Origin of the sequence: Acinetobacter populi (genome assembly GCF_002174125.1) — a bacterium.
GTDB classification, from domain to species: domain Bacteria; phylum Pseudomonadota; class Gammaproteobacteria; order Pseudomonadales; family Moraxellaceae; genus Acinetobacter; species Acinetobacter populi.
The window spans coordinates 61198-82990 of sequence record NZ_NEXX01000008.1 but is presented as its reverse complement, the minus strand read 5'-3'; the positions used below and the strand labels follow the sequence as shown (position 1 = coordinate 82990).

At 41.5% G+C, this 21793-nt stretch carries 20 protein-coding genes and 1 rRNA gene; 7 read left to right on the top strand and 14 right to left on the bottom strand.

Annotation, left to right across the window (positions count from 1 at the left end; genetic code table 11):
• The first annotated feature begins 33 nt into the window (after window positions 1-33).
• Together rrf and CAP51_RS16890 are read left to right on the top strand one after the other, a co-directional pair.
• Window positions 34-148, top strand: a 5S ribosomal RNA gene (rrf, locus tag CAP51_RS16895).
• Between the two features lie 309 nt (window positions 149-457).
• Window positions 458-1636, top strand: coding sequence for an arabinose transporter (locus tag CAP51_RS16890; RefSeq protein WP_171294820.1), 1179 nt, complete (start codon window positions 458-460; stop codon window positions 1634-1636).
• Between the two features lie 483 nt (window positions 1637-2119).
• On the opposite strand, the gene CAP51_RS16885 is transcribed toward CAP51_RS16890, so the two are convergent.
• Both CAP51_RS16885 and CAP51_RS16880 read right to left on the bottom strand, forming a co-directional pair.
• The gene (locus CAP51_RS16885) at window positions 2120-3220 is read right to left on the bottom strand and encodes a fatty acid desaturase family protein (RefSeq protein WP_087621932.1); all 1101 of its coding nucleotides are present in this window, start codon (window positions 3218-3220) and stop codon (window positions 2120-2122) included.
• A gap of 16 nt (window positions 3221-3236) precedes the next feature.
• On the bottom strand, window positions 3237-4307 hold the full coding sequence (locus tag CAP51_RS16880) for a flavin reductase family protein (protein ID WP_087621931.1): 1071 nt from the start codon (window positions 4305-4307) through the stop codon (window positions 3237-3239).
• Between the two features lie 156 nt (window positions 4308-4463).
• Between CAP51_RS16880 and fabR the strand changes: the two genes are divergently transcribed.
• Window positions 4464-5195 carry an HTH-type transcriptional repressor FabR gene (gene fabR, locus CAP51_RS16875; protein ID WP_245809191.1) on the top strand — a complete coding sequence of 244 codons (732 nt, stop codon included), beginning with the start codon at window positions 4464-4466 and terminating at the stop codon, window positions 5193-5195.
• Window positions 5196-5201: 6 nt separating this feature from the next.
• Here fabR and shiA read toward each other — a convergent pair whose 3' ends face one another.
• Window positions 5202-6530 carry a shikimate transporter gene (shiA, locus tag CAP51_RS16870; protein WP_087621929.1) on the bottom strand — a complete coding sequence of 443 codons (1329 nt, stop codon included), beginning with the start codon at window positions 6528-6530 and terminating at the stop codon, window positions 5202-5204.
• Between the two features lie 330 nt (window positions 6531-6860).
• On the opposite strand from shiA, the gene CAP51_RS16865 reads away from it, so the two are divergent.
• A complete protein-coding gene (locus CAP51_RS16865) occupies window positions 6861-8327 on the top strand; it encodes a phospholipase D family protein (RefSeq protein ID WP_087621928.1) in 1467 nt (488 codons plus the stop codon).
• 78 nt (window positions 8328-8405) lie between these two features.
• Here the strand turns inward: CAP51_RS16865 and CAP51_RS16860 are convergent, their stop codons facing one another.
• The 4 genes from CAP51_RS16860 to ycaC form a co-directional block, all read right to left on the bottom strand.
• On the bottom strand, window positions 8406-8783 hold the full coding sequence (locus CAP51_RS16860) for a hypothetical protein (RefSeq protein ID WP_087621927.1): 378 nt from the start codon (window positions 8781-8783) through the stop codon (window positions 8406-8408).
• Between the two features lie 186 nt (window positions 8784-8969).
• Window positions 8970-9194 (bottom strand): PspC domain-containing protein, encoded by a 225-nt coding sequence (locus tag CAP51_RS16855; RefSeq protein WP_087621926.1) that lies wholly within the window; start codon window positions 9192-9194, stop codon window positions 8970-8972.
• Window positions 9195-9311: 117 nt separating this feature from the next.
• Window positions 9312-10241, bottom strand: coding sequence for a LysR substrate-binding domain-containing protein (locus CAP51_RS16850; RefSeq protein ID WP_087621937.1), 930 nt, complete (start codon window positions 10239-10241; stop codon window positions 9312-9314).
• Between the two features lie 59 nt (window positions 10242-10300).
• Entirely contained in the window at window positions 10301-10927 is a 627-nt protein-coding gene (gene ycaC, locus CAP51_RS16845) for an isochorismate family cysteine hydrolase YcaC (protein ID WP_087621925.1), read from the bottom strand.
• 364 nt (window positions 10928-11291) lie between these two features.
• Between ycaC and CAP51_RS16840 the strand changes: the two genes are divergently transcribed.
• Window positions 11292-12164 (top strand): pirin family protein, encoded by an 873-nt coding sequence (locus tag CAP51_RS16840; protein ID WP_087621924.1) that lies wholly within the window; start codon window positions 11292-11294, stop codon window positions 12162-12164.
• A 73-nt stretch (window positions 12165-12237) separates the two neighbouring features.
• On the opposite strand, the gene CAP51_RS16835 is transcribed toward CAP51_RS16840, so the two are convergent.
• Window positions 12238-12567: a hypothetical protein gene (locus tag CAP51_RS16835; RefSeq protein WP_087621923.1), complete on the bottom strand. Its 330-nt coding sequence runs from the start codon at window positions 12565-12567 to the stop codon at window positions 12238-12240.
• Window positions 12568-12633: 66 nt separating this feature from the next.
• Between CAP51_RS16835 and CAP51_RS16830 the strand changes: the two genes are divergently transcribed.
• A complete protein-coding gene (locus tag CAP51_RS16830) occupies window positions 12634-13383 on the top strand; it encodes a phosphodiester glycosidase family protein (RefSeq protein ID WP_087621922.1) in 750 nt (249 codons plus the stop codon).
• On the opposite strand, the gene CAP51_RS16825 is transcribed toward CAP51_RS16830, so the two are convergent.
• The 5 genes from CAP51_RS16825 to CAP51_RS16805 form a co-directional block, all read right to left on the bottom strand.
• The gene (locus tag CAP51_RS16825; protein WP_087621921.1) at window positions 13384-13617 is read right to left on the bottom strand and encodes a hypothetical protein; all 234 of its coding nucleotides are present in this window, start codon (window positions 13615-13617) and stop codon (window positions 13384-13386) included.
• Between the two features lie 138 nt (window positions 13618-13755).
• Complete coding sequence (gene aspS, locus CAP51_RS16820) at window positions 13756-15537, bottom strand: aspartate--tRNA ligase (protein WP_087621920.1); 1782 nt, start codon at window positions 15535-15537, stop codon at window positions 13756-13758.
• Window positions 15538-15641: 104 nt separating this feature from the next.
• The gene (locus tag CAP51_RS16815; protein WP_087621919.1) at window positions 15642-16403 is read right to left on the bottom strand and encodes a DUF4184 family protein; all 762 of its coding nucleotides are present in this window, start codon (window positions 16401-16403) and stop codon (window positions 15642-15644) included.
• 9 nt (window positions 16404-16412) lie between these two features.
• Window positions 16413-16970: a GNAT family N-acetyltransferase gene (locus CAP51_RS16810; RefSeq protein ID WP_087621918.1), complete on the bottom strand. Its 558-nt coding sequence runs from the start codon at window positions 16968-16970 to the stop codon at window positions 16413-16415.
• Window positions 16971-16996: 26 nt separating this feature from the next.
• Window positions 16997-18115 (bottom strand): alpha/beta fold hydrolase, encoded by a 1119-nt coding sequence (locus tag CAP51_RS16805; protein ID WP_087621917.1) that lies wholly within the window; start codon window positions 18113-18115, stop codon window positions 16997-16999.
• A 207-nt stretch (window positions 18116-18322) separates the two neighbouring features.
• Here CAP51_RS16805 and znuD point away from each other — a divergent pair, with 207 nt between their 5' ends.
• Window positions 18323-20398 carry a zinc piracy TonB-dependent receptor ZnuD gene (znuD, locus tag CAP51_RS16800; protein WP_087621916.1) on the top strand — a complete coding sequence of 692 codons (2076 nt, stop codon included), beginning with the start codon at window positions 18323-18325 and terminating at the stop codon, window positions 20396-20398.
• 73 nt (window positions 20399-20471) lie between these two features.
• Here znuD and CAP51_RS16795 read toward each other — a convergent pair whose 3' ends face one another.
• Window positions 20472-21740, bottom strand: a complete 1269-nt coding sequence (locus CAP51_RS16795) for an MFS transporter (protein WP_087621915.1) — start codon at window positions 21738-21740, stop codon at window positions 20472-20474.
• Window positions 21741-21793: the final 53 nt, after the last annotated feature.

Below are 21793 nucleotides of genomic sequence, written 5' to 3'. Positions count from 1 at the left end.
CAGTTAAGACCGAAAAAACACCATAACAGTTGTGCTGGCGACAATAGCAAGAGTGAACCACCTGATCCCTTCCCGAACTCAGAAGTGAAACCTCTTCGCGCTGATGGTAGTGTGGGGTTACCCATGTGAGAGTAAGTCATCGCCAGCTCATTATTCAAAACCCCCAAGCTGATGCTTGGGGGTTTTTTTTAGTCTGCGCTTAAATTCGCGTTCCTAAATAATGATCCATACATACAGATCAAGTATTCAATACAAGAATTTAATAAAAGCCTCCGCTGATATTGGCTGAGTTGTATAAGATATGAGCAATTCCTTGCAATTATCTATACGATTTTATATGATTTGCATCTGGGTATTAAATACTCCGTAAGCGTTACCGTTATCCAACGCATCATTTCTCATTTTTGACAATGAGGGTTTGATGCGTTTGTGCCTCCAACCTTCATTGGAGGTTTCTATGCTTTCTTCTGAATCTCAACCTCTAAAAACTACCCAGCCATGGATGATGATTGTCATGGTTTTGGCAGTGTTTCTTTGTTATCTCACCATTTCAGCCCCGTTGGCTGTTATTCCAATCTTTGTACACGACAGCCTCAATATTAATAACTTCGGGGTGGGGGTTGCTGTAGGTATCCATTTTCTAGCTACAGTTTTAACACGTCCTTATGCTGGTCGCTTGTCCGATAATGTAAGCTCAAAGCGTGCAACCTTGCAGGGGATTCTGGCCTTGCTTGTCACAGCGGTATTTTATTATTTGGCAACAGTGTTGTCGTTTGGGACAACAGTCAGTTTTATCCTGTTACTGGTGGGGCGTATTTGCCATGGCTATGCAGAAAGTCTTTTAATCAGTGGGCATATTGCTTGGGGATTGAGTCTGTTTGGTCAGCAGCAAGCTGGCAGACTACTGTCACTAACTGGAATGGCTATTTTTGGTGCCCTAGCAGTTGGTGCCCCGATTGGCCTGACTTTGTTTAATCATTTTGGGTTTTCAAGTCTGGTGATCCTGTTGTTGCTAATGCCAGTATTGGCCTTTGCACTGTATTTTCCTATTCATGCGGTTAAAGTTCATAAAGGCGCACCGCTGGCATTAAAGCAGGTGATGGCCTATGTTTGGAAATATGGCTTGATTCTAGCCCTGCAAGGTGTCGGGTTTGCCTGTATCGGGACTTTTATTGTATTGTACTTTAAGGCACAGGGCTGGCTATATTCTGAATTCGCGCTGGCCAGTTTTGGCGTGGCATTTGTATTGGTGCGTATTTTTGCCGGGCATAGTACTGATCATTATTCGGGTTATTGGATTGCTGGGATTTCTCTGTTGGTAGAATTGCTGGGATTATCAGTCATTTTTATTGCACCTAATGCTCAATTGGCCATTGTTGGCACATTTTTAACCGGTATGGGCTGTTCACTGGTTTATCCTGCTCTGGGCGTTGAGCTGATTAAGCAAGCTCCTGTACAGGTGCGAGGGACTGCCATGAGTGTCTATTCCGCCTTTCAGGATATTTCCTATGCGGTTTGTGCACCATTATTTGGGTTAATTGCTTTACAGTTTAATTATGCGACCACTTTTATGCTGGCTGCCTGCTGTGTAGCTTTCGGCTGGATACTTAACTGGAGAATGGCAAGACACGTATGACATCAGAGTATAGTGTGATGTACTGATTGTTATGATCGGCTGTTGGTAAGGTTATTTAATTAGCATTAATGATTGATCGCTGCTAAACGGCAAAAGACCTGATAGATTGATCAGGGTAAAAGATGGAAATTTAGAATTGATACGAATATATTTGTACGTGCCTATGCGTTAGAAAAGGCGATGATTATTCAAATATTAAATATATTTGCCAATAGTTGTGTATATCATCTATAAAGTTAGAACTTATATAAAGGCTTTAGAGCAATTTCAAAATATAAATGTTGGTTTTGCAGATAGCTTAATCAATATAGAAAGCCAACAACAATCAATAGTATTTATTTGATTGAAAATTTGCAGAACAACAAAATGTGTAATTATTAAATGCGATGAGTTTGAATAAATTTGATCAATAGCAATTTGAGCTAAGAATGTATAATAGGAGATGAGAAGTAATGCTATGCAATACTTCTCATGGTTGAAGCGTTACTTCTTAAACGGCAACGCGTATTTAAAAATACGTCCAATGACTTGACCATATTGTTTAAACAGGCTGGCATTGTTGTAATTTAAACCATATTTTTTACATACAGCTTCTACTTTAGGTGCCATTTTGCGATAACGACGCGCTGGAACTTCAGGGAACAGGTGATGTTCAATCTGATGGCTTAGGTGACCGGTCATGATATGAAATGCTTCTGATCCAGTTAAATTTGATGAGCCACGAATCTGACGCATATACCAATGACCCTTGCTCTCATTTTTCAGCACGGTTTTTGGGAAGACTTCGACATCCTTGGTAAAATGACCACAGAAAATAATACTAAAGGTCCAGACATTACGAATTCCATTGGCAACAACATTACCAGCCAGCACAGGTAGAGCAGTACCTAAAGGTAATGCCAGCAATGGGAAAAATGCATAATCTTTGAGTAGCATTTTAGCTGCTTTTTTCTGTACCGGTTTCCATTCCTGCCACAATTGTTTTTTGGTTTTATGGCCGATAAATACCCGTCCAACTTCAAGGTTCTGGATCGCCACACCCCACTGGAATAGTAAGCAAAATGGTACACAGTACAGTGGTTGTAACAGGTAGCCGGGTTTCCAGCGTTGTTCAGGGAAAATACGTACCAGACCATAGCCGATATCATCATCCATACCTTTAATATTGGTATAGGTATGATGCTTAAAATTGTGGGTTTGTCGCCAGTTATCACCTGTACCGACATTATCCCATTCGTAGGTTTGGCCTTTGAATTTTGGATCATTCATCCAGTCATATTGTCCGTGCATGACATTATGGCCAACTTCCATATTTTCCAGAATTTTGGATATGCCAAGTAGGGTGGTGCCGAGTAACCAAGTGGGTGGAAACCAGCCTGCCATTAAACAGGCACGTCCTGCGATACTGGTATAACGAACGGTGGCATAGACACGGCGGATATATTTGGCATCTTTTTCACCGAGATCGTCGACAACCTCCTGTTTAATCGCATCGAGTTCCTGCGCTAGGGCATCTAACTCTATTTGAGACAGATTACGATTTTTGGGGTTGGTGAAATACTGGGTTTTGACTTGCATGTTCATCGGATTCTCCCAATTTTTATAAATCTAGAATAAGGTCGCTTTTGGCGCTATTAACACAAATGCGTAAGTTTTGGTTGGGTTCATGATTTTCCGAACTGTCATTCAGATTTCGGGTAGAGCCTTCAACTTTTTTACAGGCACATTTGTTGCAAATGCCCATGCGGCAACCATGGGTTGGTTTGACTTGTGCCTGCTCCAGACCCTGTAATATGGGTTGTCCTTTGGCAATGCTGACAGTTTTATTGGATTGCGTTAAAGTAACTTGAATAAACCCTGTTTCATCGGTTGATATAGGTGCCAAGCTAAAGGCTTCTGCCTGAAAGTGCTTGGCTTCCTGACATAACAGTTTGGCCTGATTGACAAAACCGGATGAACCACAGGCAAATACGGTTGTTTTACTAAGATTTTCAATTGACTTGAGATGATCGGCATTCAGGCGTAAATCATGCGGTTGTTCCTGAGTGACAAAGGCTTCAAATTTAAAATTCGGATATTGTGCTTGCCAGGCTGCGAACTCTGATTGAAAAATTAATTCCTGCTGGTACTGCGCCCAGTACATCAAACAAATGTGGTAATTATTCAATTTCTGTTGTTGTACAAGCGCATACAGCATACTGTACATAGGTGTAATGCCACTGCCTGCGGCTAGAATAACAATTTCTTTATTGTCTTGTTGTTCTAATAGCATGTCTCCATAAGGTAGACCAAACTCGACCACATCACCAATTTTGGCTGTATCGCAAAACCAAGTGCTGACGATGCCGTTTTCAACTTTTTTTAAGGTCAATAAAATATGTTGTTGATCAAGTTGTGTCAGGCTGTAGCTGCGTTCATAGCGACGGCCATCAATTTCAACAGTAACGGGATGATGTTGTCCTGCCTTGCCAAACTGCATACGCTGATTACAGCGGATTTTTAAACTCACAATATTGTCAGCAGGGTGGGTGATTTCAACGATTTTTCCGAGAATTTGTTCGGTTGACCAGAGTGGATTGATTTTTTTTAGCCAAAAATTAATTGCCTGAGCATCGTAGATACTTTGGGAGATTAAATCTAAAAAAGGATTTTTGCTTTGAAATGTCAACATAGCAGCATCTCTATCATGGTTTTTAATTATTATACACTTGTATATACGAATGTATATGTTTTAATTGCGCTGTTCAACAAATCGTTACGTTATTTTGGTTTTGGCTTTGTTGTTGTCTCTTGCTAAGGCTATAATCAAGTAAATTAAACATGGTGGATATGTATGACGACGTTATCAAAAGAATCAGATTTAACGCCGCAACAGATTGAAAATATTGAGTATCAGGACAAGCCTGTATCTCGTCACGCAGGACGCAAAGCCACCATTACGCAACAGGAATTATTTCAGGCTACCTTAAATTTGATTGGGTCGGAAAAAAGTATTTCATCTTTGAGTTTGCGTGAGGTTGCGCGTGAGGCCGGGATTGCACCAAATAGTTTTTATCGGCACTTCAAGGATGTCGATGAACTTGCGATTGCGTTAATTGATCGGGCTGGTGAAGTCTTGCGGCAGATTATCCGTGAAGCACGGTTACGGGCATCAAAAAATACCAGTGTGATTCGCAGTTCGGTTGAAATTTTCTTGCAACAACTGGATGCCGATGATGGCAATTTAAGCCTGTTATTACGCGAAGGCTATACCGGATCAGCGTCTTATAAAAAAGCAGTGGAACGACAGTTAAGTTATTTTCAGCAAGAGTTGCAGGAGGACTTGATTCGTATTGGTTATTTACGCCGTAAACCTTTACATCGTCCCGATCTGGTGGCCAAAGCCATTACCCAGTTGGTATTTAATATGGGGGCAAAAGTGCTTGATTTACCTTCAGTGGAGCGTCAAGTTGTCGCGGAAGAAACCATGATCATGATTCGGATGATCATGGAAGGGGCCAGACATATTACCGATCAACCTGAACCCGGCGGGGAGCGATTTGTTAAAATCACGCCCTAACAGATATTATATTGATGATTTTAGATGGGATGGTTCATTGACATGTGCTTTCATTTTGCTTGCAACAAGAGCCGTCAGTAAACAGCCGACAGTGAGGTAAATCGCCACCAAAATCCAGTGTCCGCCAGCAATGGCAATCAGTGCTGAGGCAATAAATGGCGTGAAGCCACCACCGACAATACTGGCAATCTGATAACCGACACCTGCGCCGCTATAACGATATTCTGCGCCAAATAACTCGGTAAAAATCGGTTGATGTACACTGACCACCATGTCATGTGCCAGATTGGCCAATAAAATTGACAGAATCACAATCCAGAATAAAGAGCCGCTTTGCAAGGCAAAAAAGAAAGGAAATGCGGCAAGCGCACCAATCAAACCACCGAAAATGCACATACGTCGACGGCCAAAACGATCTGCAATAAAGGCAAAAAAGGGAATCGAAAAGCAACTGATTGCACCGACCATCAGTGAGATATTGAGAAAAATCTGTGAGGACATATGCAGGTTTTGTGTCGAGTAATTTAAGGCAAATGTGGTCACCAGATACATGGTGAGCAATTCGGCAAGGCGCAAGGCAATAATAAAGAAAAAGCCTTTCGGACTGTTCTTGATCGCTTGCAGAATTGGTAAGGTTTTTTGCTGCTGTGTCGATTTTTCCACTTGCTGTAGAAATTCCGGCGATTCTTCCTGATCATTACGAATCCACAGTGCAATGCCGACCAATACCACACTAATCAGAAATGGAATACGCCAGCCCCATTCGTTAAACGTATCTTGTCCCAGTGACATAATCGTTAAGGAGACAATACCAGAGGCCAGCATTAAACCGACGCCATAACCGATCTGTACACCACTGCTATAAAATGCTTTCTTGTGTTCAGGCGCATTTTCCACGGCCATCAGTGCTGCACCACCCCATTCACCACCAACAGCAAAACCTTGAATTGCTCTGAGTGTGACCAGTAAAACAGGTGCCCACCAGCCGATTTGGGCAAAATTAGGCAAAAGTCCAATCATGACCGTTGCTGCACCCATCAGAAAAACGGTGAGAAAGAGCATTTTCTTACGACCGATTTTGTCCCCAAAATGTCCAAACACGACTCCCCCTAAAGGACGGAACAAGAAGCCCACACCAAACGTTGCAAAAGCGGCAAGTGTCCCCATGGTTGGGCTGATACTAGGGAAAAACTGATCTTTAAAGACCAATGCTGCAACAATCCCATAAAGTAAAAAGTCGTACCAGTCGACGACAGCACCAATAAAGCTACTGAGTGCAGCTTTGCGTGCCCGTTTTTCGTTAAATTGGACAGGTTGGGATGCGGAAGTGGTCATGTATGCACCATGCTAAACATCAAAATGATCTTGCATGTTGTGTTGTAAAATAACGCATACGCAGCAAGAGAAATAATTAAAAAATTTTGCTGACATTCATGTAAATGTCATAGGGCGAATGTAAGCGCACATAGCTTAATCAATAATGGATTTGGGAGCGACATATTCAGATTGAATTTGCATCGACTGACTAAAATTTGTGCTAATTATTATGGAAATCTCTGTTTTTATAGATGATACGTCAACGCAATACGTCACTTTATTGCAAAAAATCTATTGAGTTATTACTGAAAAAGTTGGTAGCCTTAGCCAAACTTTGGGGCAATCGTTATGCGTATCTTCCAGCGAATTCAAAAAAAACTTAATTGGTCAACTAAGCGTTATTTTGCCGTCATTGCGCTGATCCTGTTTTTAACTTATCTAGCTTCGGCAATTTATCAGGTATATAAGCCGTTACCCAAAGGATTAAATTATAAAAGTCCGAGTCGTCCTAGTGCAGTGGAGTTTTTGGGTGATCAAACCTTTTTAAATGGCAGTGGACAGGTACAGAGTGAGCAACAGATTTTTGATGCAGTTTTGACCCTGATTGATCAGGCACAGACCACCATTGTATTGGATATGTTCCTGTTTAATGATTCGGTCGGAAAATCCAATGTCAAACATCAGCCTTTATCAGAACAATTAACTCAGGCTTTATTGCAGAAAAAAGCTTTAAATCCACAGATTGAAATTAAAGTGATAAGTGACCCGATCAATACCGTCTATGGTGGGATGAGCGCTGAAAATTTTCATCAATTACAAAAAAACGGGATAGATGTCATCTTTACCGACCTTAGACCGTTAAGAGCTTCTAATCCGGTATGGTCTGGATTTTGGTATATGTGCTGTCAACAGGTGGGGAATAATCCACAAGGCGGTTGGTTACCCAATCCTTTAGGTGAAGGCAAAGTCACTTTGCGTAGTTATCTAGAATTATTAAATTTTAAGGCAAATCATCGTAAAACATTGGTAGTGGATACCTTGCAAGGCTGGAAGGCATTAATTTCTTCAGCCAATCCACATGATGGCAGTTCTCAACACAGTAATGTGGCAATGATTGTGCAAGGCAAGCTGGCAACAGATGTGCTTGATAGTGAACGTGCAGTGGCAAAATTGTCTCAAGGTGATGTACCCATGGTGGTGATGGCCGAACCGAGTCCGGATGCGACATTACCACAAGCACAAATCCTGACTGAAAAAGCAATTTATGATGAGATTTTGCAAAGTATTAATAGCTTAAAATCGGGAGAGCAATTGGATTTGATGATGTTCTATTTGTCTGAACGTCGGATTATTCAGGCTATTAAGGCGGCGCAGGCACGCGGCGTACAGGTTCGGGTTGTACTTGATCCGAATAAGGATGCTTTTGGTCGGCAGAAAAATGGTATTCCCAATCGGCAGGTGGCTTGGGAATTACATCAGGCCAAGGTTGATGTACGTTGGTGTTTAACGCATGGCGAACAATGTCATAGCAAATTATTGATTCTATCCAGAGCAGATGGTACAAAGCAGGTGATATTGGGATCTGCAAACTACACCGCCCGTAATTTGAAAAATTACAATCTGGAAACCAATATTTCTGTCACTGGCAAAGCAAGTTATCCTGCATTGGTGGATGCACAACAATATTTCGAAACGGTGTGGCGCAATACACCAGAGAAAAAGATGACAGTGGATTACAGCGAAAATCAAGATGAGTCGCGTTTAAAATACTGGTTATATCGTTTTATGGAATGGTCTGGTTTGTCCACTTTCTAATATGAATGATAGTTCATGTGAGACAGTAATATTCTCATCGATGCCTAAAATAAAAAATGGTGCCTAGCGTACCATTTTTCATTTGAGGGCATCAAAAGCCGTATCTGAGTGATGATGATTTTGTTCGGTGACTTGGTCGAGCTTGATTTTAATCAATGCAATATCCTGTTTTGCCAGTGCCAGATATTCCCGCACACTGGCTTCACTGTCGGTATGGCAGAGTAAATTTTCGGTCAGGTTTTTTAGATTTTTTTGCAAGCGCACTGCATCATAAGGACTCAAGGCACTTTGCGCCATAAGTGCTTTATAGCGTTGTAATAGCGCCACCACTTCTGCACTGACATAGGCCTGTGCTTCTGCTGCCATTTCTTCAATATCACGTTGTTTTTGATATTTTTTATAGCGGTATACTGCAAAGGCAACAAAGGCCAGCAGCAGTAATAAGAAAATAGCCATCGTTATCATTTCTCTATTGCACTTGTCTGCTATTATTCCCAATAAAAAGGCTGGCGCAAAGACAATTTGAGATAAACGCAAGAAAAAAGCGATAAAAAAAAGCTACGACCTTGGGGGAGATCGTAGCTTAAAGGGTAAAACACTAAAAACTTTTTAATTTAGATGGAAGAAATGTAATGAAACAGCTTAGTTGACTGTCCGCAGGGTTTTTTGTTCACGGTTTTGTTTGGGAATCAGTAGCCATAACACCAGATAAACCAGAATACCGGGAAATGCTGCACTCATGACTGAAACGATCACAAAAATAATGCGTAATAAAGTTGCGTTCCAATCAAAGCGTTCAGCGATACCTCCCATCACACCAGCAATCATGCGACGTTGGTTTGAGCGATATAAACCTTGATTTGCCATGATCAGATTGTTCTCCTAAGTAGATCATTAATCGGTATGATTTATATTTGGGGACAACTTTTTCTGCTTCAATCTTTGCAGCGCCGGATTATTGTAATGTTGTGTAATGCCGAGTATTTATAATTGGGTGTAATAGCCCAGCTGTTGTTTTGCAATGGCTCTTAAACCATCAATCAGTGTCTGAATTAGTTTTTCCATGACCAGTCGCTGCCCCTTACGTGAAGCATAAACCAATTGTACTGTACCAATATTGGATTGCCATGCTGGAAAGAGATGGATTAACTGCCCGGATTGAATATCCGCTTCTACGGTTAGATAGGGTAAATCTGCAATGCCAAGACCATCTTTGACAGCGTAATACACGCCAGATAGATCATTGCTTTTAATGCGAGGGTGGATTGGAATATCTTGGATTTCGCCGGTTGAAAGATGAGTCATCGTCCATGTATATGCTGTTTTTTGTGTGCCGAGGACAATGGCCGGGAATTGTTTTAAATCCTCAAATGTATCAATTTGGTGTGAGCCAATAATCTCGGGGCTAGCAACCAGACAATGGGGCGTTTTCACGACATCACGAACAATTAAACTGGAATTTTCATTTTCTGCAAAATTGGTTCGAATGGCCAAATCAATATTGTCGTGAAGAATATCCACACGGCGACTGGTGAGTTCGAGTTCCAGCTCTACTTTTGGATATTGTTTTAAAAATTGGTTCAAAATGTCCCGAATCTGGAAATGCATCATCACTTCAGGACAGCTGATGCGGACCAAGCCTTGTGGTTCACTTTTTTGTTCTAGTAAAACATTCTCGGCACATTCGACTTGAGCAATGACCTTGCAGCATTCTTCAAAAAAAAGTTGACCTAAAGGCGTGACTTTAAAATGACGTGTAGAACGCTGAATAAGATTAACTTGAAATTTTTCTTCTAGCTCGACAATACGGCGGCTCAACTTCGATTTGGTGATTTGGGTTGCTTCACTTGCCGCAGAAAACCCACCATGTTTTACCACCAAATAAAAATAATAATAGTCATCTAGGGAGTGCATTGACATGATCTTGAGCTGCATTAGTATGGATTAACCATACTAATGTTAGCTGATTTGCTTTATTTTTGTTGAGTATTTTGATTAAAGCTATTGATGAGATTGCGATAATCCGGAATATGATTGGAAAATAATGTACCCAAACCTTCGATATCATTGCGCCAGTCACGATGTAATTCACATGCTGTACCAAACCAGGTCATGAGCTGTGCACCTGCCTGTGACATGCGATCCCATGCTGTATCCCGGGTTAAATGATTAAATGTACCCGATGCATCTGTGACGACAAAAACCTCAAAATCTTCTGCTAATGCAGATAGGGTTGGGAAGGCGACACAGACTTCGGTGACCACGCCGGCAATGATCAGTTGTTTTTTCCCTGTGGCTTTCACTGCCTTAACAAAATCTTCATTGTCCCATGCATTAATTTGTCCCGGACGAGCAATGTAGGGTGCATCAGGGAAAAGTTCTTTGAGTTCTGGAACAAGCGGACCATTCGGGCCATTTTCAAAACTTGTGGTTAGAATCGTTGGAAGGTTAAAATATTTTGCTGCGGCAGCAAGCGCAAGCACATTATTTTTAAATTTATCCGGATCAATATCACGTACCAGTGATAATAAGCCAGTTTGATGATCGACTAACAGCACAGCTGCATCGTTTTTATCTAAGCGGATGTAGGGTTTAGTCATTTTATAAATCCTCTTTCTCTCTAATGAATTAACCAAACAGAAGGTTTAGTTGCTATTTAGCTTAGAATGAGAAGAAATTTTTAAAAATAGTTCTGGTGAGATAGACTTTTGCATAAATAGGATTATAAAAATGATAGATGTCACGTCTTTAAATTGAGGTATATGTTGTCATAACTTTATGAAATTAATTATAAATTTTTAAGATAACAGGTTTTGTAAACATAATAGAATGATAAGAGGATAGCGGGTTTATTGGTTTTATATTATTGTCCTAATAATGGGATAAAGTGTACTTTTTTATCTATTTATTTATAAATTGGGTCAGTTTAAACTGTCAAACATAGACAAAAGTTGGAGAACCCAAATGAAAAAAATAGTGGGTGTGTTAAAAACCGATCAATCGCATTGGGTTGGTGATGGTTTTCATGTCAGAAGTTTATTTAGTTATGATCGCTTAGGTCAGGCAATCAGCCCTTTTTTACTTCTGGATTATGCAGCGCCTTATGATTTTAAAGCAACAACAGCCCAGCGTGGTGTTGGTAGCCATCCGCATCGTGGTTTTGAAACAGTAACACTTGCTTATCAGGGTGAGGTTACGCATAAAGACTCAAGCGGTGGTGGTGGCACCATCAAAACTGGCGATGTACAGTGGATGACTGCGGCAGGTGGTCTGGTTCACGAGGAGTTTCATTCCGAAGATTTTGCCCGTAAAGGGGGAACCTTTGAAATGGTACAACTCTGGGTCAATCTACCAAGTCATGCCAAAATGACTGCACCAAAATATCAAACTATTGCTGCGCAGGATATTGCGCGAGTTGAGCTGGATGATGCAGGCAGTTATTTACGTGTGATCGCAGGTGAATATGAACAGACCAAAGGTACTGCAACAACATTTACACCCGTCAATATGTGGGATGGCGTGCTAAAAGCAGGACATCAGCAACATTTCTTTGTTCCTGTTACACACAATGCCTTACTGGTGGTATTGTCTGGACAAGTGCTGGTTAATGGCACACAAAAAGTAGGTGATCATTCCATTGTGATTTTTGCACATGATGGTGAGGCAGATTTTCAGGTCGAAGCACTTGAAGATGCCAAATTTCTGGTGCTAAGCGGTGAACCATTAAATGAACCAATTCAAGGTTATGGTCCATTTGTGATGAATAGCAAACAGGAAATTATTCAGGCATTTGATGATTTTAATGCCGGAAAATTTGGTGAGATTCCGGTTGCCTAATGTCGTTTGTTCAGTATTGGAAGCCTTTATTCTTTCGAGAGTAAAGGCTTTTTTTATGTTTATCGGATATCTGCTAATCAATGATAACCCAGCCATTTTCTCCTTTGCTTACCCGAAGATCGGCAGTATTTTGTTGTTCTCCTAAAAATGGCAGGGATAGCGTGACCTTGGCTCGACATTGATAATCTTTACTTTGTTCAATTGCGTTGCAGTCAATTTTTTCAAATGATTTGACTTCAATGATATCGCCTTTTTGCTGCATGATTTTACTGGCAAGTTGATTGGTATGATTTACTTTTGCCTGATATAAGGTCTGTAATTCCTGTTGACTGGGTTCGCGACTACAGGCCGTAATTAACAGGGCAATTCCAGCCAGAGCAATGACTCCATATTTTTTATTCATCGATATTTACGTTAATCTGTTATTCATGCATGGTATTGTAGTAATAAATCAAAAATAAGTCATGTTATGAAAAGCTATCGGTTTTTAATCTCTACCTTGTGTTTGATCAGTGTTACCGTGTTGAGTGGTGGAATACGGGCATATGCTGCGATTCAGCATGATTATTTTCAACAACAATCCTATACCGTTTATCAATTATCCGATCTGAGTCAGTTGCGACTGGCATTATATGATGGCAAACAACAGCCGCTTTCTTCTTTTGCAGCATGGCAGCAACAGCTTAAATCCTGTGAGCAATTAGATTTTGCTATGAATGCAGGTATGTTTCATGCGGGATTTTCACCCGTTGGTTTATATATTGAAAAACAGCAACAGCTCAATCCATTGAATCAATCGACAGGCTTTGGGAACTTTTTTTTAAAGCCCAATGGGGTATTGGCATGGAATCAGCAAGAGGCTGTGATTCTAACCAGTGAGCAATGGCAGGCACAAGATTTTAACGCCGATTACGCCACCCAGTCCGGCCCTATGCTGGTGATTGATGGCAAGATTCATCCACAATTTATTGTAGATTCAAACTCTAAAAAAATTCGCAATGGTGTCGGAATAAAAGATGGTACATTGTATTTTGTCATCAGTGATGAGCGGGTAAGTTTTTATCAGTTTGCCCAGTTTTTTAAAACAGGGTTGGGGATTGACCAAGCATTATATCTGGACGGGACGATTTCCAGTTTATATTCGCCATATCTAAAACGTACTGTACAAAGGGCTAAACTCGGCCCCATGCTTGGCGTGGTTCAATCGCACTGTAAATAACTATTTTGCATTATCATCTTTGGAGTGATCACGTCCTTTAATGACCATATATAAAATAGCGCACATCAATAACCATGCACCGCCAAACACACTGAAACAGAATGTTAGGATACGGCCATTTTGATCAAGGTGCCACCAGTTGAAATTCAATGCTGCCATGACAATAGCCCACTGTGCCAAAGCAAACACGATGATCACAAGAGAATGACGTTTTACATCACGACGCATAGCCATAGTTGAATACCTAAATAAAGATTAATCACTGAATAGCGTATATTATGCCATTTTTGGCAAATGAAAACCAATATCAAATAAAAAGCCCTGCATGTGCAGAGCTTTTCATCAAGGTAATTTTAAAATACTTCAACCAAATTATTCGGCGTCTTTCTTCGGCTGTTCACGTAAGCGAATACCCAGATCACGCAACTGATTGGCTTCTACTGGTGCGGGTGCCTGTGTTAATGGACATTCGGCAGTTTTGGTTTTCGGGAAAGCAATCACATCACGAATTGAGGAAGCACCTGTCATTAACATGATCAGACGATCCAGACCAAATGCCAGACCACCGTGAGGAGGCGCACCGTAACGTAGGGCATTTAACAGGAAGCTGAATTTTTCTTCGGCTTCTTCTTCGGAAATACCCAGAGCTTCAAAGATGGCTTTTTGCATTTCCAACGTATAAATCCGCAGTGAACCACCACCGATTTCTGTACCGTTCAGCACCATGTCGTATGCAACCGATAAAGCTTCACCCGGATTGTTTTTTACATCTTCAACGCTGGATTTTGGCAAGGTGAATGGATGGTGAACCGATGTCCATTTGCCATCATCAGTTTCTTCAAACATTGGGAAATCGACTACCCAAAGCGGTGCCCATTCTTTGGTTGCAAGTTTCAGGTCATGACCGATCTTGACACGTAAAGCACCCATGGCATCGTTCACTACTTTGGCTTTATCTGCACCAAAGAATACGATATCGCCATTTTCTGCACCGACACGTTCCAGCAATTGTAATACGATCGGTTCGATGAATTTAACAATCGGTGATTGTAAGCCTTCGATGCCTTTTTCCAGTTCGTTGACTTTGATGTAAGCCAGACCTTTTGCACCATAAATTCCGACAAATTTGGTGTATTCGTCAATTTGACTACGTGGCAGTGCACCTGCACCCGGTACACGTAAAGCGACGATACGACCTTTAGGATCTTTTGCAGGACCAGCAAAAACTTTGAATTCCACGTCTTGCATCAAGTCTGCAACATCAACCAGTTTTAATGGAATACGCAGATCAGGTTTATCAGACGCATAATCACGCATCGCTTCTGAATATGGCATACGTTGGAATTTATCGAATTTGATACCCAATAACTCATCAAACAGTTTAACTGTCATGCCTTCCATTAGATCCATGATGTCATCATCATTTAAGAATGATGTTTCAATGTCGATCTGGGTAAATTCTGGCTGACGATCGGCACGTAAGTCTTCGTCACGGAAACATTTGGCAATTTGATAATAACGATCTACACCACCGACCATCAATAATTGTTTAAATAATTGTGGTGATTGTGGCAAGGCATAGAAACTACCGTTTGATACACGGCTTGGCACCAGATAGTCACGTGCGCCTTCAGGTGTAGCACGGGTTAAAATTGGTGTTTCAACATCGAGAAAGCCATGATCATCAAGATAGTTACGGATCAATGTGGTGACTTTAGAACGGAAACGTAAGCGTTCCAGCATTTCCGGACGACGAATGTCAAGAAAACGGAATTTCAGGCGATTTTCTTCGGATACATTAATGGTATCGTCATTCAGCGGAAATGGTGGGGTTTCTGATTGTGCAAGGACTTCGATCTCTTTGCCCAAAACTTCAATCTGACCACTGACCATATTGGCATTTTCTGTGCCTTCATAACGGCGGCGTACACGACCAGTAATTTTAAGTACAAATTCGGAACGTGCCTTATCTGCGGTAGCAAATGCTTCTGGTGTATCAGGATCGATCACCACCTGAACAAGACCATCGCGATCTCGCATATCAAGGAAAATTACACCGCCATGATCACGGCGACGGTGTACCCAACCGCATAAAGTTACTGTTTGATCGATTTGTGCTTCTGTTAAAGAACCGCAGTAATGTGTTCGCATCATGGCGTACTATGTCCAACGTCTATTATTTAAAAATCTGATAAAAGTGAATAGTCACAGGTGACTGACTTTTGAAAACACTCAATTATGCCTTTTTGCAAAGCATGTCACAAGCAGGATTTTAGTCTACGGGCAAAAGCAATCCTGAGAATGATGGCAAACAAACTAAAACACAGTAAAAATCCCTGGCTAAAAATCACAAATAATCTGCCGATAAACCCATAGGTGTCATGTTGCCAAAAATATGAAAGGCTCGGCAGATAATAAATACTGGTGAGGGTCCCAACCAGACCACAAACCGCAATTAACAGAATAGGCAACCATGACGGAGTTTGACAAGAGATCGGTAATGGCTGTGCTTGTAGAATTGGTTTAACCAAATAATATAAAAAAGGCAGCGCAATAAATGAGGTCAAATATTGCAAAATACGATGAATTGGCATCTCGATACCCAGCCATGGCAAGGTAATAACTTGAGCCAGCAATGTATGACCAATAAAGGTACGAAAATCATCGTGCGTTAAGCCGTCCCAGACCAGATGGGTGAGTCCACCGATCAGTACCCCGATGATGCAATAAAAGATCAGATCAAAATAGGATTTGCTATTTAAGGACGGCAATTGTTTATTGAACAAGTGATAACAGACCGGTCTATAAAAGCAAAACCAGAGCAGACAGCCCACTAGTCCAATCAACAGATCAATGGAAAACACACCGGTCATAGTATGAGCAAAATCGGCACGGAAACCAAATAACCGCGGTAAGTCGGGTGTCATTGCCCCTAATGCAATACTGGCAAGCGGAATTTTGCGGAAAAACACACGATATAATACCGGTGCGACCACCATGTGGGAGATTGTAAAAGCCATATTTAAAACTTAATCATGATGAAAACGGTGTTGCGCTGAAGGGTGATGTAATGCATAGATTGCGTGATCCAGAATTCGTCCGTTGACATTTTCATTATGACTGATGATGCCTTCGAGTGTCATACCCAGTCGTTCACAAATTTGACGGCTTGGCTGATTGTCCACCGCAACCGAAATTTGTGCCTTTTCAATATGTAACTGATCAAACGCATAATGGATCAGGGCCTGTACAGACTTGGTCATGATGCCCATGCCCTGATAGTCCTGACTAAGCCAGTAACCAATTTCAACCCGTTTAAGCTGTGGGCGAATGGCGTTAAAACTTAAATTGCCAATCAGTTGCTCCTGATACAGGATACCGCATACCAAAGATTGACCAGCCTGATAATCATGTTGGCATTTCTCGATAAAATCAAGGAAGAACTGTTCGGAATTGGCATGTCGAACCCATGGCAACCACTGGCTTAAATAGTCGCGCTGTGTGCTAACAATTTCAAAATATACTGGTGCAAACCATGGCTGGACAAGTATCAGCTTTAAGTTTTGGTCAATGTCTAAATGAAACATTGGATTTGCGATTCCTTAACATCAACTTAACATCTTGTTTGTGTTGATGATTCAAATTGGGCATGGACGGTTCGTAAATAATCGGCAATCAGTTGATGTGCCCATGAACGCGGTCTAAGTCCCTGATAATGTCCACAATGACTACCATGTCTGGTGGTGACTAAAATGGTCGATGCATTATTTTCGATCACATCACGATATTGCCATGCATTATCAATATGACAGATGGGGTCATCTTCGGCATTTAGAATCATGGTTGGAATGGCAATATTGGCAAATACGTCAATCGGATTACATGCCCGTAAATAAGCATCATAACTGTCAAAACCCGAGAATTCGAATAATACTTTTTGAATATCCCGCAGGCGTTTACTTTTTATCACCGGTTGTAAGGAACGATATTGTTGTAATTGTTGCTGATACGGTTGAATAAAGCGTTTCTTGACCAGATTGGCCATATACCAGTCATAAAACTGATGAACCCGATCAAAGGCCACATTTAGGTCATAACCTGGACAATAGGCGAACGCTGCCCTTAAAGGCGTATTTTTGCCTACTTCACCGAGATAACGGGCCAGCACTGCCGTCCCAGCAGAGCTTCCCACTGCATATAGCGGAGATTTTGGAAACTTGCTTTGAATATAGTCGAGCTGAATCTGGAAATCAGGCACTGAGCCCATAATATTGATGGTGGTAAATGGTTGGGGTGTGGTGGTATGACCACGACGTAAACACAAGGCAATACGCCAGCCGGTTTGTCGATAAATATCTTCTACCATTTCCGCCATGGTCTGGGTATCGGCAGTGACAGTATGTAACATGATAATGGTGGGGCAGTCTTGCGGCAGGTCATAGCCTAGCCAGGCGATTTCGGTGATGGCACCGTCTGGCATAGGGCATTGTTCGATTGGTTGGTATTGCAGCGGTTTACTGCGGATTTTATGTTTTAGTGTCATATAGACGATTTGTGCATGTGGATTGATTAACCATGGCGTCACTGCATATTTTTCTTTGAGTTCTGACAGATGATCAATAATGGTTTGATTTTCTAATGTCTTTTTAAAATATACGTGGGGCTTTTTTATGATGCGATATTGATAATGAATCGCTGTTAAAGCACCTAGACTGACAATTGCTTTGAGCATGTTGATGATCTCGCCGATTGCACCTTGAGCATTTCACTATAACAAAAATGACCGCTTTACAAGTGATCGATATGTATCTATTTTTATAAGCAAAAACAGTCTTTTTAACAGTTTTTATATTTTTATCGCTGCGTATCGGGCATGAAAATCCTTGCACTTTCGTTAAAATGTTATAACATAACACGCATTCCAGTTTTGGGGACGGACATGCAATTTAAACAAAATACATTGTGGCTTGCAGTTGCAAGTACTTTGGTTTCCACATTTAGTATCGCCAATGATGATGTACAACAGGTACCGCAAGTACATCAGTTACAAGTCATCACGGTCACGGCACATCCACTGAATCCCAACGAGAATGACCTTGCCAGTGCGGTCAATGTGGTTGAAAAAGAACAATTGGCACAAGGTGCAGCAACTTTGGGCGATGCATTAAAGGGACAACTAGGGATCAATAGCGATAATTTTGGACCGGGTGCAAGCCGTCCTGTGATTCGTGGTCAGACTGCACCGCGGGTTAAGGTTTTAACGGACTCATCTGAAGTCATGGATGCATCACAGATTTCTCCGGATCATGCAGTCACTGTTGATCCTGTCTTGGCAACTAAAATTGAAGTATTACGTGGACCATCAACCCTGCTTTATGGTGGTGGTGCGATCGGTGGCGTGGTCAACGTCCTGGATGAAAAAATTCCGACACAAATGCCGGAAAATGGTATTTCTGGTGAAGTCCACTTACGTGGAAATACGGTTGCCAATGAAAAGCTGGGTGCAGCAGGCGTGACTGTAGGATTGGGCGATCAATTTGCATTGCGAATTGAAGGCGATAAACGTGAAGCCGATGACTATCAGGTAAGCGGTTATAAACATGAAGGTGAAGCTGAAAAACGGGTTGATGGCACTTGGAACAAAGGTGAAAATGTCAGCTTGGGCCTATCCTGGATTGGTGACAAAGGCTTTGTCGGTGTCGGCTATACCGAGCGTAACGATAAATATGCTTTACCGGGTCATAGTCACGAATATGAAGACTGCCATGCACATGGTACAAGTTTACATTGTGGCAGTCATGATGATGAAAGTGCAGAAGATGATCACGACCACGATCATGACCATGAAAGTGAAGCCGCACCATGGGTGGATTTGAAATCAAAACGCTTTGATTTACGTGCCGAATATCAGCAGCCTTTTGCCGGAATTGAGAAAGTTCGTGCCCGTGCCAGCTACACTGATTATCAGCATAGCGAAATTGAAGAAGGTGAAGTTGCCACTACCTTTAAGAATAAAGGCTATGATGGCCGTCTGGAATTTGTACATACGCCTTTAGCCGGTTGGGAAGGAGTATTTGGTGTACAGTATGCCAACTTTGATTTTTCAGCATTAGGTGAAGAAAGCTTTTTGCCGAAAACCAATACAGAAAATCTGGCAGCCTTCTTAATTGAACATTATCAATGGAATGATGTGCATTTTGAGCTGGGTGGTCGTGTTGAGAAACAAAGTATTGACGTTGATGAAAGTGGATACAAGAACTACGATGACACGGCATTTTCTGCTTCGGCAGCAGCCAACTGGGCATTTGTTCCTGACCATGTTGCATCTTTGACACTGAGTTATGGCGAACGTATGCCAAACTCACAGGAGTTATATGCAAATGGTGTACATATTGCGACCAACACCTATGAGATTGGTAACGAAAATCTGGATAAAGAAAAATCTCAAAATATAGAACTTGGTCTGCGCAAAACAGATGGTGATTTACGCTACGCTGCGAATATTTTCTATAATCAAGTTGATGACTATATTTATGCACATACGCTGGATCGCTATGAAAACTTCCGTCTGATTGAATACCGTCAAGATGATGCCAATTTTTATGGTGCAGAAGCAGAAGTCAGCTATCAGTTTAGTCCATTATATAAAGCCAAAGTCTTCACCGATCATGTTCGTGCCAAACTCGATCAAGGCGGAGATTTACCACGTATTCCTGCAACGCGTGCCGGCGTACGTTTTGATGCCAATTTCCTTGATGGAATTCATGGCGGGGTAGAATATATCCATGGCTTTAAACAGGATCATATTGCCGATTTTGAAGATGTAAGTGCAGGCTATAATCTGGTTAATCTGGATGTGAGTTATGATAAGAGTCTGAATGATCGTTTGTCTTATCAGGTATATTTACAGGCAAATAACTTGCTTGATGAAACCTATTATAACCATGCTTCTTACTTGTCAACGATTCCACAACAAGGCCGTAACTTTACAGCCGGTGTACGTTTTAGATTCTAATCGGATTTAAAATTGAAGAAGCCAATCTGATGTTTAGATTGGCTTTTTTTATGCGTGGTAAATCGTTGAAGCGCTAAGACTTATCCTTGGTTTCATAGGGTGAGCGGGTAATGTCAACCGGAAACAGATCCCGAGTTTTTGACCAACTAACCATGACTACGAACATGGTCATTAAACCACCAAAAACGGAAGCGTACACTGCACCCATATATTTGGCTGCAAGACCGGACTCGAAAGCGCCTAATTCATTGCTACTGGAAACGAACATACCATTAACTGCTGCCACACGACCCCGCATATTTTCGGGTGGAAAAATTTGTAAAATGGTCTGACGAATCACCACCGAAATACTGTCACAGGCACCTGTCATGGCAAGGGCAAATAAGGAGAGCCACATTGTGGTTGAGAAGGCAAACAGTAAAGTGAACACCCCAAATCCTGCCACTGCGATGAGCATATTACGCCAGGCATGTTGAGTGGGTGGAAAGCGGGTTAAGGCAATCATGGTGATTAATGCACCGATTGATGGGGCAGCCCGTAGAAAACCCAAACCTTCCGCGCCAATTTTGAGAATATCGTGCGCAAAGATAGGCAATAGTGCAATCACACCGCCAAATAATACGGAAACCAGATCCAGAGAAATCGCCCACAGCACAATTTTGGTTTTAAAAATAAACTGAAAACCTTCTTTTAAACTGGCCAGAATACTGTCGTGCCGAATGCTGGGAAAAGTACGTTTACTTAAAAAAGACACCAGAACAAAACAGATCGTCAATAAAATGGTGACAGAAAGAAAGCTGGTTTCCCGACCTAGATAAGCCAGCATAAATCCACCCAGCATTGGACCTAGAATCACACCACTTTGCCAGCCTATAGTGGTCCATGTTGCGCCATTGGCATATAAATGTGCTGGAATTAAAAATGGTTTTAAAGAGGTTGCTGACGGATTATAAAAGCCTCGAACCAAACCCAGACAGAAAATGACGGCATAAACGCCCCATGCCAGCCCCTGCGTACTTAGCAGGCTTAAACCATGATAATGAAATAAGACCCAAAACACACAAGGCAATGGTGCTGCAAAAAATAAGCACAGCTGCATGATCCGTTGTTTGTTAAAACGATCTGCAAAATAACCGCCCCAAAGTGACAATGAAATAAACGGAATTGCTTCTGCCAGACCAATTAATCCCAGTGTTAGAGGATCGTGGGTAATTTGATATAGGGAGTAAGATACAATAATTTCCTGAATGAGTATGGCTAAAGTCAAACAGAACTGATTAAGTGTCACAATTGAAAAATCACGATACCGTAAGGCTGCAAATGCATCTGTACTTTGTGACATAGCGATCCATGCTGAAAAGAAAAGTTCCATATTATAGATACTTTTTTATATGG

Coding starts and splice junctions, on each gene's coding strand:
- CAP51_RS16890 (WP_171294820.1), top strand. CDS start 458: ATGCTTTCTTCTGAATCTCAACCTCTAAAAACTACCCAGCCATGGATG.
- CAP51_RS16840 (WP_087621924.1), top strand. CDS start 11,292: ATGAAAAAAATAGTGGGTGTGTTAAAAACCGATCAATCGCATTGGGTT.
- CAP51_RS16815 (WP_087621919.1), bottom strand. CDS start 16,403: ATGGCTTTTACAATCTCCCACATGGTGGTCGCACCGGTATTATATCGT.
- CAP51_RS16885 (WP_087621932.1), bottom strand. CDS start 3,220: ATGAACATGCAAGTCAAAACCCAGTATTTCACCAACCCCAAAAATCGT.
- CAP51_RS16835 (WP_087621923.1), bottom strand. CDS start 12,567: ATGAATAAAAAATATGGAGTCATTGCTCTGGCTGGAATTGCCCTGTTA.
- CAP51_RS16860 (WP_087621927.1), bottom strand. CDS start 8,783: ATGGCTATTTTCTTATTACTGCTGCTGGCCTTTGTTGCCTTTGCAGTA.
- CAP51_RS16855 (WP_087621926.1), bottom strand. CDS start 9,194: ATGGCAAATCAAGGTTTATATCGCTCAAACCAACGTCGCATGATTGCT.
- CAP51_RS16810 (WP_087621918.1), bottom strand. CDS start 16,970: ATGTTTCATTTAGACATTGACCAAAACTTAAAGCTGATACTTGTCCAG.
- ycaC (WP_087621925.1), bottom strand. CDS start 10,927: ATGACTAAACCCTACATCCGCTTAGATAAAAACGATGCAGCTGTGCTG.
- znuD (WP_087621916.1), top strand. CDS start 18,323: ATGCAATTTAAACAAAATACATTGTGGCTTGCAGTTGCAAGTACTTTG.
- CAP51_RS16795 (WP_087621915.1), bottom strand. CDS start 21,740: ATGTCACAAAGTACAGATGCATTTGCAGCCTTACGGTATCGTGATTTT.
- CAP51_RS16850 (WP_087621937.1), bottom strand. CDS start 10,241: ATGCACTCCCTAGATGACTATTATTATTTTTATTTGGTGGTAAAACAT.
- CAP51_RS16805 (WP_087621917.1), bottom strand. CDS start 18,115: ATGCTCAAAGCAATTGTCAGTCTAGGTGCTTTAACAGCGATTCATTAT.
- CAP51_RS16830 (WP_087621922.1), top strand. CDS start 12,634: ATGAAAAGCTATCGGTTTTTAATCTCTACCTTGTGTTTGATCAGTGTT.
- aspS (WP_087621920.1), bottom strand. CDS start 15,537: ATGATGCGAACACATTACTGCGGTTCTTTAACAGAAGCACAAATCGAT.
- CAP51_RS16825 (WP_087621921.1), bottom strand. CDS start 13,617: ATGGCTATGCGTCGTGATGTAAAACGTCATTCTCTTGTGATCATCGTG.
- shiA (WP_087621929.1), bottom strand. CDS start 6,530: ATGACCACTTCCGCATCCCAACCTGTCCAATTTAACGAAAAACGGGCA.
- CAP51_RS16865 (WP_087621928.1), top strand. CDS start 6,861: ATGCGTATCTTCCAGCGAATTCAAAAAAAACTTAATTGGTCAACTAAG.
- CAP51_RS16880 (WP_087621931.1), bottom strand. CDS start 4,307: ATGTTGACATTTCAAAGCAAAAATCCTTTTTTAGATTTAATCTCCCAA.